The sequence below is a fragment of the Kitasatospora purpeofusca genome, assembly GCF_034043715.1.
Taxonomy (GTDB): Bacteria; Actinomycetota; Actinomycetes; order Streptomycetales; family Streptomycetaceae; genus Kitasatospora; species Kitasatospora purpeofusca_A.
Map to the genome: position 1 here is coordinate 127,076 of NZ_JAXCLC010000012.1, position 15,045 is coordinate 142,120.

A 15,045-nucleotide genomic window follows, 5' to 3' on the forward strand; every position below is an offset into this window, starting at 1 on the left:
GTCACACGGTTTGGGAGTCCGCTCGGTGACGGTTACACCTGAGTGGTCCCCCACTCAGCACGCCCGAACGGGCTCAGCGTGCTGCCCCCGTACGTGTTCGTGAGGTTCCGATGTCTTCTGTCCCGCCTCTGGGGCCGGCCCTGTGCCGGCTCGCCGACGCCTTCCTTCGGCAGACCGACCGGACCCGCTCCACCACCGCCGCCGCGGCCGGGGCGGCCGTCCTGACCGGTGCCCTGGTGCTCACCGCCGCGGTCAGCGCCTCGGCGCAGACCATCGCTCCGACCACCCCCGGCAACTCGGTGTTCACCGCGCCGCACGGCGCGGCCCCGGCCCCGGCCCTGGTCCAGGTCGCCGGCCCCAGCCCGTACACCCTGCCCTCGGAGCAGTCCTCGGCCCAGGACTCGGTGGCGATCGCCGCCAATCTGCTGACCGCGGGGGCGCAGGCCCCGGCGCCGTCCGCCGACCAGGCCCCGGCCGAGGTGCAGGCCCCCGCCGAGGAACCGGCGCCGGCCGCGGAACCGGCACCCGCCGCCGAGCCGGAGCCCGCCGCGCCGGAGGAGGCGCCCGCGCCCGCCCCGGCCCCCGCCCCGGCCCCTGCGCCCGCCCCGGCCCCGGCCCGGCAGTGGTCCGCGCCGATCCCGGGGGCGCCGACCAGCAACCCCTACGGCGTGCGCAACCCCGAGTACGCGGCCGGGTACCACACCGGCGTGGACTTCGCGGTCTCCCCGGGCACCGCGCTGCTCGCGGTCGGCAACGCCACCGTGGTGTCGGCCGGTTGGGACGGCGCGTACGGCAAGGAGGTCGTGCTGCGGCTGGCCGACGGCCGCTTCGCCCAGTACGCGCACATGTCGGCACTCGCGGTGTCGCCGGGCCAGAAGGTCGCGGCCGGGCAGCAGATCGGCCGCTCGGGCAACACCGGCAACTCGACCGGGCCGCACCTGCACTTCGAGATCCGCTCCGCCAACCAGTACGGCGCGGTGATCAACCCGATCGCCTACCTCGCCGCGCGCGGAGTCACCGACTTCTGATCCCCGGGCGACGGGGGCGCCCGGGTGCGCGCGCCGGTCGGGTGCGCGCGCCGGTCGGGTGCGCGCGCCGCTCGGCGTGCGGAGCGGTCGGCGTGCGGAGCGGTCCGCGCGCGGGCCGCGGGCCGCTCAGTCCGTCGGCGCGGGCCGGACGATCAGCCGGCAGATCTCCAGCGCCACGTGCTGGGCGGCCTCGATCGCCTCCTCGCGGGTGGCCTCGGCGACCGGGATGTCCCCGACGTAGCGGTCGACCTCGGGCCGCTGGTCCTGGTACAGCAGGAAGAGCGCCGAGTTGATGGTGAAGAGGGACATCATCGCCCGCAGCCGGTCCTCGAAGGTCGCTCCGGGGCCGTGCACCAGCCGGACCAGGGCGATCATGCGGTCCCGGAACTCCTGACCGGCCGGCAGGTCGCGCAGCGCGGGCTGGTTCTCCTGGAAGAAGCGCAGCAGCGGCGCCCGCTCGGAGATCCCGACCGCGAACCGGCGGATCAGCTCGTCCCGCACCTCAGGGGTCCAGGTCTGCTCCCGGCCCCAGGCGATCAGCTCGTCGATCGGCGCGGCGGTGGTCGCCACGATGCCGTGGACGATGTCTTCCTTCGTCTTGAAGTGGTAGTAGAGCGCGGCCTTGGTGACGCCCAGCCGGTCCGCGATCTCCCGCAGCGAGGTGCGCTCGTAACCCTGCTCGGAGAAGAGCTCCAGGGCGATCGCGACGATGCGCGCCCGGGTGTCGCTACGGGGGCTCCGCGTCGTGCCCATCGCCTGCCTCTGACTGGGTCGTGGTTCGGTCCCCGGCGGCCTGCGGCCGCCGCGGCATGAGCGGCGGGCACCCCGACCGGCGACCCACTGGTGCGCCCATTCTTCCCGCCCCGGGAGTCCACCGAAAAACTGGCTTGACGACCGGCTAGTGGACAACCTACCGTGCCCACGGTCCACAAACTAGCCGGGCGACAAGTAAGGGGGCTTCCGCAGGCCCCACCGGTCGCCCGCTCCTGTCCGGGAGTCCCACCCATGTCACAGCCCAAGGCCGGCAACGCGGCCCCCGAGAAGCAACCGGCCGAGGACGAGCAGCCCCGTTCGGCCCGCGAGATCCGCCTGGTCATGATCGGCCTGGTGGTCACCATGCTGCTCGCCATGCTCGACGGCCTGATCGTCGGCACCGCGATGCCGACCATCGTCGGCGAGCTCGGCGGCGCCGAGCACCTGTCGTGGGTGGTCACCTCCTACACCCTGGCCACCGCCGCCTCCACCCCGATCTGGGGCAAGCTCGGCGACCTCTACGGCCGCAAGGGCACCTTCCTCACCTCGATCGTGATCTTCCTGGCCGGCTCGGCGCTCTCCGGCCTCTCCCAGGACATGACGGAACTCATCGGCTTCCGCGCCCTCCAGGGCCTGGGCGCAGGCGGTCTGATGGTCGGCGTGATGTCGATCATGGGCGCGCTGGTCCCGCCGCGCGACCGCGGCAAGTACCAGGGCATGTTCGCCGCGGTGATGGCACTCGCCACCATCGGCGGCCCGCTGGTCGGCGGCTTCATCACCGACCACCTGAACTGGCGCTGGACCTTCTACATCAACCTGCCGCTCGGCGCCGTCGCGCTCGCCGTCGTCGTGGTCACGCTGAAGCTGCCGAAGGTCCGCAGCAAGGCCAGGATCGACTACCTCGGCGCGCTGCTGCTCACCACCGGCATCACCTCGCTCACCCTGATCACCACCTGGGGCGGCCAGGAGTACGCCTGGGGCTCGAAGCAGATCCTCGGCCTGAGCGCGCTGGCCGCGGCCACCCTGATCGGCTTCTGCTACGTCGAGCAGCGGGTCGAGGAGCCGATGCTGCCGCTGTCGCTGTTCAAGAACCTGAACTTCACCCTGGTCTCGATCATCGGCTTCGTGGTCGGCTTCGTGATGTTCGGCTCGACCGTCTTCCTGCCGCTCTACCAGCAGACCGTGCAGGGCGCCTCGGCGACCAACTCCGGCCTGCTGCTGATGCCGATGATGTTCGGGATGCTGATCATCTCCCTGGTGGTCGGGCAGGCGGTGACCAAGACCGGCAAGTACCGGATCTACCCGATCATCGGCACCATCGTGATGACCGCCGGCATGCTGCTGCTGTCGACCCTCTCCACCGACACCTCGGGCTTCACCTCCGCCTGCTGGATGGTCGTGCTCGGTGCCGGCATGGGCTTCCTGATGCAGATCACCATGCTGGTCGCGCAGAACAGCGTCGAGCTCAAGGACATGGGTGTGGCCAGCTCCACCGCCACCCTGTTCCGCACCATCGGCGGCTCCTTCGGTGTGGCGCTGTTCGGCGCGCTGTTCAACAACCGGGTCACCGAGACCATGAACGAGCGGCTCGGTTCGGCCGCCGGGGCGGGTTCCGCGCAGGGCGGCGACCCGGCCCAGCTGAGCCCGAACGCGCTCCGGGCGCTGCCCGCGCCGGTCCAGGACGCCTACCACCACGCGGTGGCCAACGGCATGCACACCGTCTTCCTCTGGGGTGCGGCCGCCGCCGTGATTTCGGTCGCCGCCGCGGTCTTCATGCGGGAGGTGCCGCTGCGCGGGGCCGACGGGCCGCCCGCCGACGCGAAGGACGGCGGGGCCAAGGACGGCGAGGCCGTCAAGGGCTCCCCGGTCGGCAGCACCGAGGCCGTCGCGATCTGACGCGGTCCACCACCGGAACGCACCGGGCCCCCGCTCGCCGAACCGGCGGGCGGGGGCCCTCGTGTCACCCTCCGGGGCCAGGGGTTGTCCGACAACCCCCAGGGAGCCGCTACCGGGGCAGCCGGTAGACGCCCTGCTCGACCGGCTCGACCAGTCCGTCGGCGACCAGCCCGTCCAGGGCGCGGGCGCGCTGCACGGCGTCCGGCCAGACCGCGTCGAGCCGGGCCTGGGGCACCTCGTCGTGCGCCTCGCGGAGCACCGCGAGCAGCTTGCCCCGCACCTGGCGGTCGGTGCCCTCGTAGGTCTGGCCGCGCCGGGCCGGGCCCTCGTAGGGCGGGCGGCCGGCCCGCTGCCAGGCGCAGGAGGTGAACAGCGGGCAGTCCCCGCACTCCGGGCCCCGGGCCGTGCAGACCAGCGCGCCCAGCTCCATCACGGCGACCGCCCAGGTGGCCGCCGTGCGTTCGGCGGCGGGCAGCAGCGCCGTCGCGGTCCGCCGCTCGGCCGCCGTGGTGGCCTGCGCCGGGTACTCGGCACCGGTCACGGCGCGGGCGAACACCCGGCGGACATTGGTGTCCAGCACCACGTGCCGCCGGCCGAAGGCGAAGGAGGCCACCGCCGCCGCGGTGTACTCGCCGACCCCGGGCAGCGAGAGCAGCACCGCGTGGTCGTCCGGGACCTCACCGCCGTGCTTCTCGGTGATCGCCACCGCGGCGCCGTGCAGACGCAGCGCCCGGCGCGGGTAGCCCAGCCGCCCCCACATCCGGACGGCCTCGCCGGGCGCCTCGGCGGCCAGGTCGGCCGGGGTGGGCCAGCGCTCCATCCAGGTCTCCCAGACGGGCAGGACGCGCTTCACCGGCGTCTGCTGGAGCATGAACTCGCTGACCATCACGGCCCAGGGCGAGGCGTCCGGCGTCCGCCAGGGCAGGTCCCTGGCGTTGGCCGCGTACCAGTCGAGGACGGTCGCGTGCAGGACCCGCAGGGGCAGCCCGAGCTTCGGCGTCGCATCGGCGGGCGCGGCCGCGGCGACGGATGCGGCGACGGATGCGCCGGGGCCCGGCGGGGCGGTGGCGGGTGCGGGTGCGGGAAGGGCGGGGGTGACGGTGTTGGCAGCCATGGCCCTTCGATCCTCCCATGCCGGTAGCGGTCACCGAAGCGGATCGTTGGCTTCCGCTTCGGCGCGCAAAACACCCCATTCAGCCTCGCCCGAACGGCGCAAATGGCGGATCATGTGAAGGAAGGGGTGACTGTGCGGTGTTGGTGCGTCAAGGGGCACACACCGTCTCGTAGAGTTTGGGCGTGCCCTCTCTCCGTCAACCCGTAGGACCGCTGCCGGCCTCGATCTACTGGCGTCGGCGTGTCGTCGTGATCGTCGCCGCCGTCGCGGTCGCCGCCCTTGTCATCTGGCTGATGACCGATCAGGGCGGGGGTGGCGACGGAGGCAAGGACAAGGCCGCACAGGCCGTGCCGACCCAGTCCCAGAACCAGACGCCCGCCCAGGCGATCACGCCGGGCGCCTCGCCGAGCGGACCCGCCAACAACTCCCGGCCCGGCAGTGGCGGCGGCAGCGGCTCCGGCGGCGCGGTGGGCGGCTCCGGCGGCGGCGACGTCAGCCTGAGCACCGGCGGCGCGACCGGTGGCGGCACCGCCCCGGCACCCGCCACCGGCGGGGCGGCGGGCGGCGGCACCGGTAGCACGGGCGGCACGGGCGGCGGCGCGGGCGGAAGCACCTCGGGCGGCGGCACTCCGGCCGGTACGGGCGGCGCGGGCGGCGCGGGCGGCCAGCCATCGGTGAACACCGCCGAGATCATGGCCCTGCCGGTCTGCGCCTCCTCCCAGGTGACGCTCAACCTGGCCAGCGCTCAGAACTCTTACCAGCCCAAGGACAAGCCCAAGCTGGCGCTGACCATCAACAACTCCTCCGCCACCACCTGCCGGGTGGACCTGGGCCGGACCGCCTCCGCGATCACCGTCACCGCCAGCAACGGCGAGCGCATCTGGTCCTCCGGCGACTGCCCGGCCGACCGGAACAGCGCCTGGGTCCAGCTCCCCGCCAACGGTGGGCTGACCGAGACCTTCGGCTGGGACCGCGTCCGCAGCAAGCCGCAGTGCGCGACCGCCGACCAGGCGACCGCCCCGGCCGGCAACTACCTGGTGGTCGCCGACCTCACCGGCCTCTCCGGCGGCCAGGCCTCGGCCCGCTCCCCGATCCGCCTGGAGAACTGAGGCAGGTCCCTCGGGCCCCTCGGGCCACTCCGACCCGTCGGACCATGCGGAAGGCCCGGACCGTTCACACGGTCCGGGCCTTCTGCGTGTTTGGTCTTCCGCGGCCGGGCGTCGGATCGGGACGCCCCGTCCTCGCGGGGCGGGCGGGGCCGCGCCCGATCAGACGTAGCGCTCCAGGATGGACGATTCGGCAAGGCGGGACAGGCCCTCGCGGACCGAGCGGGCCCGGGTCTCGCCGACGCCCTCGACCGTCTGCAGATCGTCGATGCTGGCGGCCAGCAGCTTCTGCAGTCCGCCGAAGTGCTCCACCAGGCGCTCTATCACCGTGTTGGGCAGACGCGGGATCTTGGCCAGCAGCCGGTAGCCGCGCGGCGAGACCGCCGAGTCCAGCGACTCCGGCGTGCCCGAGTAGCCGAGCGCCTTGGCCACCGTCGTGAGGTCGAGCAGCTCGGCGTGGGTCAGCGCCTCCAGGTCGGCCAGCACCTCGGTGACGGTCCGGCCCTTCTTGGCGGCGCGCTCCGGGAAGTAGTCCCGGGCGACCAGCTCGCGCTCCGGCTCCACGCCCGCGATCAGCTCGTCCAACTGCAGCGAGAGCAGCCGGCCGTCGATGCCGAGCTCCAGCACGTAGCCGGCGATCTCGGTGGCGATCAGCCGGACCATCTCCAGCCGCTGCGCGACCGCGGTGACGTCCCGGACCGTCACCAGGTCCTCGATCTCCAGCGCGGAGAGCGTGCCCGCCACCTCGTCCAGGCGCAGCTTGTAGCGCTCCAGGGTGGCCAGCGCCTGGTTGGCGCGGGACAGCACGGTGGTGGAGTCCTCCAGCACCCGGCGGGTGCCGTTGACGTACATGGCGATCAGCCGCATCGAGTGCGAGACCGCCACCACCGGGAAGCCGGTCTGCCGGTTGACCCGCTCGGCGGTGCGGTGCCGGGTGCCGGTCTCGTCGGTCGGGATGGTGGAGTCCGGCATCAGGTGGACGCCGGCCCGGACGATCTTGGTGATGTCCTTGTCCAGCACCACGGCGCCGTCCAGCTTGCACAGCTCGCGCAGCCGGGTCGCGGTGAACTCGACGTCGAGCACGAAGCCGCCGGTGCAGATCGGCTCGACGGTCTTGTCGAAACCGAGCACGATCAGACCGCCGGTGTTGGCCCGGAGCACCCGCTCCAGCCCGTCTCGCAGTGCGGTGCCGGGGGCGATGGCGGTGAGGGAGGCCCGCAGCAGGGCCTCCTCGCGGGAGGACTTGTCCGCCCGGTCGCTGGCTGCCACGTGACTCCTCCGGTCGACCCCGTACCTGGCGCCTCGTGCGGGGCGCCGGCCGACGGTCTGTTGCTCTGTCGCTTAGTACTGCCTTATCACCAATGAGACAGGGGAAAGTCTAACTGCGTGCGGCAACGACAGGGCCTGGGTCAGTGCAGTTCGTCGGAGTCGACCGGCTCCCACCCCTCCATGACCTCCTCCGGGTAGGCCGCCGGCCGGTGCGCCCGGGGGGCCGGCGGCGCCGACGGGGCCTCACTCTTCGGCTTCGCGGCGGCCCGTCGGCGGCCCGGGAGCGCGCGCAGCGCCTCGCCGATGTCCGCCACCTCGACCACCTTCATGCCCTGGGGGACCTTGCCCGGGTCCGGCGGGACGAGGGCGTGGGTGAAGCCCAGCCGGTGCGCCTCGGCCAACCGCCGCTGCACACCCGTCACCCGCCGTACCTCACCGGCCAGGCCGACCTCGCCGATCGCGACCAGGTTGCTGGGCAGCGGGGTGTCGGAGGAGGAGCTGGCCACCGCGAGGGCGATCGCGAGGTCCGCCGAGGGCTCGGAGAGCTTCACACCGCCGACGGTGGCGGTGTAGATGTCCTGCTTGCCGAGCTTCACACCGCCGTGGCGCTCGACCACGGCGAGGATCATCGCGATCCGGGGCGACTCCAGGCCGGAGGTGGTCCGGCGGGGCGAGGGGATCTGCGAATCCACCATCAGCGCCTGCACCTCGGCGACCAGGGGGCGCTTCCCCTCCAGGGTCACCGTCAGGCACGTCCCCGGTACCGGCTTGTCACGCCTGGTCAGGAAGAGGCCGGACGGGTCGGCCAGGCCCTCGATGCCCTCGTCGTGCAGCTCGAAGCAGCCGACCTCGTCGGTCGCGCCGTACCGGTTCTTGATCCCGCGGATGATCCGCAGCCGGGCATGGCGGTCGCCCTCGAAGCTCAGGACGACGTCCACCAGGTGCTCCAGCAGGCGGGGGCCCGCGATCTGGCCGTCCTTGGTGACATGGCCGACCAGCAGGGTGGCCATGCCCCGGTCCTTGGAGGCCCGGATCAGCGCGCCGGCCACCTCGCGGACCTGGGCCGGGCCGCCGGGCGCGCCGTCCAGCTCGGCGGAGGCGATGGTCTGCACCGAGTCCAGGACCAGCAGGCCGGGGTCGACCGCCTCGATGTGGCCGAGCACGGCGCCGAGGTCGGACTCGGCGGCCAGGTAGAGGTGCTCGGAGAGCGCGTTGATCCGGTCGGCGCGCAGCCGCACCTGGCCGGCCGACTCCTCACCGGTGACGTAGAGCGTGCGGTGCTGGCCACTGGCGGCCTTGGCCGCGACGTCCAGCAGCAGGGTGGACTTGCCGACACCGGGCTCGCCGGCCAGCAGCACCACGGCGCCCGGGACCAGTCCGCCGCCGAGCACCCGGTCCAGCTCGGGCACGCCGGTGGAGCGGGCCGTCGCCACCTGGCCGTCCACCTGGCCGATCGGGCGGGCGGGCGAGCTGACCGGCCCGGCGGCCGTGGTCCGGATCGGCACCGCGCCGTACTCCTCGACCGTGCCCCAGGCGTTGCACTCCGGGCAGCGGCCGACCCACTTGGGCAGCTGGTTGCCGCACTCGGTGCAGCGGTACGCCGGGCGCGGCTTGGCGGTGGTCTTGGTACGGGCAGCCATGCGGTCACCGTAGCGCCCGGGTACGACAACGCGGGGGGCGGCCGGGCCGGGGACGCGCGGGGGCGGTGCGGACCCGCGGGAGCGGGAGCCGGTCCACGAATGAGCGATGTTGTTACCCGAAAGAAGTACAACCGGGCGGAATGGCCCGGACCGGACCGCCGCCGTCTCTACCGTCGTACGGGTGACGACGAGTACGGAAGGGCCGCGCGACGCCGTCCTCGCGGCATACGAGCGACAGGCCGACGGTCTTTTCACCTACTGCCTCTCGGTGCTGTGCGAGCACGAGGCCGCGGCGGCCGCCCTGCGCGAGGTGCGCGAGCTGGCGGTGCGGCACGGTGCCCGGCTGGCCGAGCCCGGGCTGCTCCGGGCCTGGCTCTACTCGCTGGCCCGGTACTGCTGCCTGCGGCGGCTGGCGGACGGCCCGCAGGGCGGTCCGGAGACCGGTGCGGCGGGTGCGGCGGGTGCGGCGGGGAGTGCGCGCGGGATCGGAGCGGTCGCGGCGGGCCGCCACGCGACGGGCCAGGACACGGCCGGGAAGGACGGCGGCGACGGCGGGGCGGAGGCGGTCCGGCGGCGACGCGAGCTGGCCTCCCTGGCCTGGCCCGAGGCGGCCGGAACCGATCCCGAGCAGCGCGAGGCGCTGGAGCTGGCCGTCCGCCACCGGCTCACCCCGATCGAGGTGGCCGCCGTGCTGGGGCAGCCCTTCGACACCGTCCGGGTGCTGCTCGCCTCCGCGCGGGCCGAGGTCGACCGGACCAGGGCCGCGCTGCTGGTGCTCGGCGTGGGCAGCTGCCCCGAGCTGGACCGGCTCGGCGGCGCCGGGGCGGAGAGCCGGCGGGACTGGGTGCTCGGCCCGGCGCTCCGCCGCGAGCTGGTGCAGCACGTGGTGGACTGCCCGACCTGCCGGGGGACGGCGGAGCGGGTCGCGGGCGAGGTGCCGCAGGGTCCGGGGCTGTCCGGGCTGCCGGTGCTCACCGCGCCGGCCGGGGCGGTGGTGGATTCGGGGCCGGGTTCGGGGCGGGCTTCGAGGGCAGCAGGCTCCCCGGCGGGTGCCCTGGCGTTCCTGCCGTCGGCGCCCCGGGAGCCGACCGGGCGGCGGGTGGGCACGCCGGTCCCGGTGACCGAGCCGGGGCTCCGCTTCGACCAGGGCGGGTTCCCCCGCCATCGCGCGCCGGACTCCGGGCGCGGGCCCACGGTGCGCCGCCGGGTGGTGACCACCGGGGTGCTGGCCGCCGTCCTGGCCGCGCCGGTCGTCGCGCTGTGGGCCGGGCACCGGAGCGGCGGCGGGCCCGGGGCGGCCGCGGCGGTCTCCTCGGTCCGGGTCGAGGGCGACGGGCGCCCGGCGGGCGGGAGGCGTCCCGGAGGCGCGGCGGACGGTACGGCGGGCCGGGGCGAGGACACCTCGGCCGTCCCGGTGGACGGCACGGTGCTCGGCACGGTGCTCGGCGCGGGCGGGACCGGCGGGGCCACGGCCCAGGGTGCCGGGCCGGTGGCCGGGATGGAGCTCGCCGGGGCGGGACCGATCAATGCAGAAACGTTGCTCCCCGGGATCCAGGGTCCGCTGATCCCGGTCCCGGCCCACGGTGCGACCCCGCTCGCCAGCCCCACCCTGGTCGCGGCACCGGCCCCCGTCGGCGGGGCGGCGGTGGTGCCGTCCGGCCCGGGCAACCCCTCGGACGGGGCGCCCGCACCGTCCGGTCTGCTGACCGTCGAAGCGGGCGAGTACGGCAACCGGACGGTGCTGACCCTCACCAACTCCGGCGGCACCGAGTTCCGCTGGCGCGCCGTGCTGGACGTGTCCTGGTTGCGGCTCAGCCGCGACTCCGGGACGCTCGCGCCCGGGCAGCGGATCACGGTGATCGTCAGCGTCGACGAGGACCTCGCCCCGACGACCCGCTGGACCGCCCGGATCGCGCTGCCGCCCTCGCAGGCCGTGGTCACCCTGGAGGGCGGACCGCAGCACCGCGGCGGGTCCACCTCGGCCCCGGCCGAGCCGGGTGCCGGCGAACCGACCACCGCGCCGAGCCCCGCTCCCACCGGCGGGCCGTCCCCGTCCGGCACCCCGGCGCCCACCGCTCCGCCGACGGCCGGCCCGACCGCGACCGCGACGCCGACCTCCGGCGCGACCCCGACCCCGACCGCGACGCCCGCGCCGGCCACGCCGACCCCCACGTCCACGTCCACGTCCTCGCCGAGCCCGACCGGGTCGGCGACCCCGTCCCCGGCCCCGTCCACCGCCGCGCCCTCCGCGCCGCCCGCCTCCCCGGGCCCCACGCCGCGCTGAGCCGCCCCGCGGGCGGCACGTCCACCGGCCGCTACCGGCGGCGCAGCGGCGGCAGGCGGTACGACCCGTCCAGCGCCGCCTGGCCCGGCCGGTAGAGCCGCAGCACCGCGGTGAACGGGCCGTCGGGTGCGGGCAGCCAATTGGCGGCGTGGTCCGGGTCGGCGGGCCGTTCGCGGCACAGGTGGAGGGTGAGACCGCCGTCGGGGTCGCGGACCAGGCCGGGAGTGCGGTCGCCGATCGCGTACCGGCCGCCCGGATCGGGCACCAGGCGGTGGTCGGGCAGGCCGTACACGGTGAGGGACCAGAAGGCCGCCACGGGCGGCAGGCCGTCCGGCGGGAAGCGGAGGGTGTAGTGGCGGGCGCCGTCCAGCGGGCGGCCGTCGGCGTCCTCTGCGGTGGCCGCCGAGAGCGCCTCGTAGGCGTGGCTGCCCCAGAGGCCGGCCCGGGCGGCGGCGGCCCGGCTGAGGTAGGCGGCGCGGCGGTCCGCGATCCGCCACTCGGGGCCGTCCAGGGTGCCCGGGCCGAGGAAGTCGACGTTGTGGTCGAACAGGTGGAGCGCCGCCCGCCATTCGCCGGCCGGGTGGTCCTCGGGCGGCCGGGTGGCGTCCTCGACCCGTTCGCGTCCGGCGGCGAGGCCGCTCGCCAGGGCGAACGTCCAGTCCGGGACTGCCGCGCGGTACGGGGAGGGCCCGGGGTCGAGCAGGCCGAGCGGCGCGAACCGCTGCTGGTAGTCCCGGTCGGGCTCGGCCGGGGGGAAGGCGGCCGCCCAGACCCGGAGCCGTTCGAAGAAGGCCAGCCGCTCGGGCACCTCGGGGTCCGGCTCCGGCAGCCCGGCGGCGAGGCCGCCCGGCTCCATCGGTTCGAGGGCCAGCCCGGCCTGGAGCGCCCGCACCCGGGGCAGGTCGTCCGGGCCGGCGCAGGCGAACCGGCCGACGAGGACGGCGACGGTCGTCGGCGCGACGATCACCCGGCCCGGGTCGGTCGGGGTGCCGTGCCACCCGGGCGGGACGATCAGCCAGGTCTGGGCGGCGGTGCCGGTGGCGCGGCTGCCGACGTAGGCGAAGTTGGCGGTCCACGCGTCGACGAACTGCAGCACGTAGTAGGCCGGTCCGGCCTCGGGCACCCGCAGCAGCTGCGGCCCCTCGGAGAGGTCCAGCGGGGCGACCGAGTAGAGGACGTCGACGTTGGCGGAGCCGAAGTCGTCCTCGGGGCCCGCCCGGCGGGTGGCGTGGGCGAAGCGGTTGAACGGGGCGGGCGGCAGGACGCCCAGGCCGCCGTTGACGAAGCGGTCGAGCATGGTGAGGCCGGCGACCAGCGGATAGCCGTAGACATAGGCGTCGGCGGCCATGGCTTCCAGCTCGGGCTGGTTCATGGGGCGTCCTTCCGGGGCCCGGGGTACGAACCGGATGCTATTCGGGTGTCCGGGGGGCGGCATCCCGGCGACGGAAGCGCCATCCGGTGGCGGCGGCCGGGCGCGGAGGAACGCGAGGGCGGACGGGCGGTCGCGGGGGCGGACGGGCGGACGTCGGGACGGGCGGGCGGGCGCCGGGACGGATGGGCGGGCGCGGGGTGCCCGGAGAGCGGGCCTCCGCCCAGGGCGAACGGCGGTATGCGGAGCGAGTGACCGGGACAGCCTTGCCGGTATGAAGATCCTTCTGCTCGGCGGCTCCTCCTTCCTGGGACGGGCGTTCGCCTCCGAGGCCCTCGCCCGGGGCCACCAGGTCACCACCTTCAACCGCGGCCGAACGGCCGCCGACCTGCCCGGCGTCGAGGCCGTCCGCGGCGACCGCGACTCGGCCGGGGATCTGGCGCGGCTGGTCGAGGGCCGGCACTGGGACGCCGTGGTCGACACCTCGGCCCAGCAGCCCGCCCAGGCCGCGGTTACGGCCCGGCTGCTGCGCGGCCGCGTCGGCCACTACACGCTGATCTCCTCCGTCCACGCCTTCGCCGACTGGCCGGCCCGGGCCGTCGACGAGACCTCGCCGCTCCACCCCTGCCCCGCCGACACCCCGCCCGGGCAGGAGTTCAGCGCCGCGCTCAAGGCCGGGTGCGAACGCGCCGTCCTGGAGTACTTCGGCGCCGACCGCTCGCTGGTCCTCAACAGCGGTCTGCTGCTCGGCCCGTACGAGCAGGGCGGCCGGCTGCCCTGGTGGCTGGAGCGGATGGCCCGGGGCGGCCGGGTACTGGCGCCGGGCGAGCCGGGCCGGCCGATGCAGCTGATCGACGTCCGGGACTTCGCGGCCTTCGGGCTGGACCTGCTGACGGCGGGCACCACCGGGAGCTTCCTCACCACGGCGCCGCCCGACCTGCTCACCTACGGGGAGTTCCTGGCGGGGTGCGCGGCGGTGGCCGGCGGTGCGGACGTCGAGCTGGTCTGGGTCCCGGACGGGCGGTTGCTGCAGGAGGGCCCGGACAGCGTCCAGCCGTGGAGCGAACTGCCGCTCTGGCTGCCCGAGGGGGCGGAGTCCGCGGGGACCTGGCGGGTCGACACCGGACGGGCGGAGGCGGCCGGACTGCGCTGCCGGCCCTTCGCCGAGACCGCCCGGGACACCTGGGACTGGCTGCGCCGGCGCGGACCGGCCGAGGACACCGAGCCGGACGGGCGCAAGCGCGGCCGGATCACGCACGGCATCGAGCCGGCGAAGGAACGGCGGCTGCTGGACGCGTCGGCCTGACGGCGGCGGGTCGGGACCGGTCCTGGCCCTGGTGTCGAGGTCCTGATGTCGTGCCCTGATGTCGCGGCCGGGGTGTCGCGGCCCCAGTGTCGTGACGGGCCGGTGTCGCACGACGGGCCGGTGTCGCGACCCGGGTCCGGCCGCGGGGGAAGCGGGCTGCCCGCTCCCCCGGCGGCGTCGCCCGGCCTCAGTGGGTCCGGCGGGTCACCAGCTCGGCGAGCGCGAGCAGTTCGTCGGCCGCCGAGGGCTCGGGCACCGCGAGGGCCAGCTGGGACATCGCCGCCGCCATCCGCTCACAGGACTCGCCCTGGGCCCAGGCCCGCCCGCCCGCGCCCTCGACGGCGGCCGCACAGCTCGCCAACTCCTCGGCGGTCAGCTGCCGTTCCAGCGCGTACAGCTCCGCCAGCCGGTCCCCGTCGGGCGTCCCGGAGCGGAGCGCGGCGACCACCGGCAGCGACTTCTTCCGGACCAGGAGGTCCGCGCCGACCGGCTTGCCGGTGACCTCCGGGTCGCCCCAGATGCCGATCAGGTCGTCGATCAGCTGGAAGGCCAGGCCGATCTCCCGGCCGAAGCCGTCCAGCGCCTGCGCGGCCTCCTCGGAGCAGCCCGCGTACCGGGCACCCAGCGCGCAGGCGGCGCCGAGCAGGGCACCGGTCTTGGCCTCGGCCATCGCCAGGCACTCGGTCAGCGAGACGTCGTCGCGCTGTTCGAAGGCGCAGTCGATCTGCTGGCCCTCGCACAGCTCCACCACGCAGTCGGCCAGCCGGCGGACGGCGTCGCCCGCCACCGCGTGGCCGTCCTCGGCCAGCAGGCGCAGGGCCAGCGAGTGCATCGCGTCGCCGGCCAGGATGGCCTCGGTGGTGCCGAACACCAGCCAGGCGGTGGGGCGGTGCCGCCTGGTCTCGTCCCGGTCGATGATGTCGTCGTGCAGCAGCGTGAAGTTGTGCACCAGCTCGACGGCGGCCGCGGCGGCGGTGGCCTTGGCCGGGTCGCCGCCCAGGGCCTGGGTGGCGGCGAGCACCAGCGCGGGCCGGATGGCCTTTCCGGAGGGCGCGGCCGACGGCGAGCCGTCCGCCTCCCACCAGCCGAAGTGGTAGCCGGCCACCCGGCGCATGGTGCCGGGCAGCGATTCCACGGCGGCCCGCAGCACCGGGTCGACCAGGGTGCGGGTGCGCGCGAGGACGTCCCGCGCCTCGTGTCCCTCACGATGGTCGCGCTCCAGCGTGAACATTCCCATGGGTCCTCCCCCTTGGTGGTACGACGGGCCGGCCCGGTGGCGG

The 15,045-nt window shown here is 75.2% G+C and carries 11 protein-coding genes; 5 read left to right on the forward strand and 6 right to left on the reverse strand.

All coding sequences use genetic code 11. The features are described from left to right. Positions 1-110 precede the first annotated feature (110 nt). Complete coding sequence (locus SM793_RS09355) at positions 111-1,028, forward strand: M23 family metallopeptidase (RefSeq protein WP_320437600.1); 918 nt, start codon at positions 111-113, stop codon at positions 1,026-1,028. Positions 1,029-1,154: 126 nt separating this feature from the next. On the opposite strand, the gene SM793_RS09360 is transcribed toward SM793_RS09355, so the two are convergent. Further along, positions 1,155-1,781 (reverse strand): helix-turn-helix domain-containing protein, encoded by a 627-nt coding sequence (locus tag SM793_RS09360; RefSeq protein ID WP_320437601.1) that lies wholly within the window; start codon positions 1,779-1,781, stop codon positions 1,155-1,157. A gap of 252 nt (positions 1,782-2,033) precedes the next feature. Between SM793_RS09360 and SM793_RS09365 the strand changes: the two genes are divergently transcribed. Continuing rightward, on the forward strand, positions 2,034-3,677 hold the full coding sequence (locus SM793_RS09365; protein ID WP_320437602.1) for an MDR family MFS transporter: 1,644 nt from the start codon (positions 2,034-2,036) through the stop codon (positions 3,675-3,677). Positions 3,678-3,786: 109 nt separating this feature from the next. Here SM793_RS09365 and SM793_RS09370 read toward each other — a convergent pair whose 3' ends face one another. After that, entirely contained in the window at positions 3,787-4,791 is a 1,005-nt protein-coding gene (locus SM793_RS09370) for an A/G-specific adenine glycosylase (protein ID WP_320437603.1), read from the reverse strand. 182 nt (positions 4,792-4,973) lie between these two features. Between SM793_RS09370 and SM793_RS09375 the strand changes: the two genes are divergently transcribed. Then, positions 4,974-5,900, forward strand: coding sequence for a hypothetical protein (locus tag SM793_RS09375; protein ID WP_320437604.1), 927 nt, complete (start codon positions 4,974-4,976; stop codon positions 5,898-5,900). Between the two features lie 159 nt (positions 5,901-6,059). Here the strand turns inward: SM793_RS09375 and disA are convergent, their stop codons facing one another. Then, a complete protein-coding gene (gene disA / locus SM793_RS09380) occupies positions 6,060-7,166 on the reverse strand; it encodes a DNA integrity scanning diadenylate cyclase DisA (protein WP_051741604.1) in 1,107 nt (368 codons plus the stop codon). A gap of 140 nt (positions 7,167-7,306) precedes the next feature. After that, entirely contained in the window at positions 7,307-8,806 is a 1,500-nt protein-coding gene (gene radA, locus SM793_RS09385; RefSeq protein WP_320437605.1) for a DNA repair protein RadA, read from the reverse strand. A gap of 181 nt (positions 8,807-8,987) precedes the next feature. Here radA and SM793_RS09390 point away from each other — a divergent pair, with 181 nt between their 5' ends. Then, a complete protein-coding gene (locus SM793_RS09390; protein WP_320437606.1) occupies positions 8,988-11,090 on the forward strand; it encodes a sigma-70 family RNA polymerase sigma factor in 2,103 nt (700 codons plus the stop codon). A 31-nt stretch (positions 11,091-11,121) separates the two neighbouring features. Here SM793_RS09390 and SM793_RS09395 read toward each other — a convergent pair whose 3' ends face one another. Further along, positions 11,122-12,462: a DUF1254 domain-containing protein gene (locus SM793_RS09395; RefSeq protein ID WP_320437607.1), complete on the reverse strand. Its 1,341-nt coding sequence runs from the start codon at positions 12,460-12,462 to the stop codon at positions 11,122-11,124. Between the two features lie 271 nt (positions 12,463-12,733). Here SM793_RS09395 and SM793_RS09400 point away from each other — a divergent pair, with 271 nt between their 5' ends. Continuing rightward, positions 12,734-13,765, forward strand: coding sequence for an NAD-dependent epimerase/dehydratase family protein (locus SM793_RS09400; RefSeq protein WP_320437608.1), 1,032 nt, complete (start codon positions 12,734-12,736; stop codon positions 13,763-13,765). Between the two features lie 187 nt (positions 13,766-13,952). Here the strand turns inward: SM793_RS09400 and SM793_RS09405 are convergent, their stop codons facing one another. Continuing rightward, positions 13,953-15,002 carry a family 2 encapsulin nanocompartment cargo protein polyprenyl transferase gene (locus SM793_RS09405; RefSeq protein ID WP_320437609.1) on the reverse strand — a complete coding sequence of 350 codons (1,050 nt, stop codon included), beginning with the start codon at positions 15,000-15,002 and terminating at the stop codon, positions 13,953-13,955. Between the last annotated feature and the right edge of the window lie 43 nt (positions 15,003-15,045).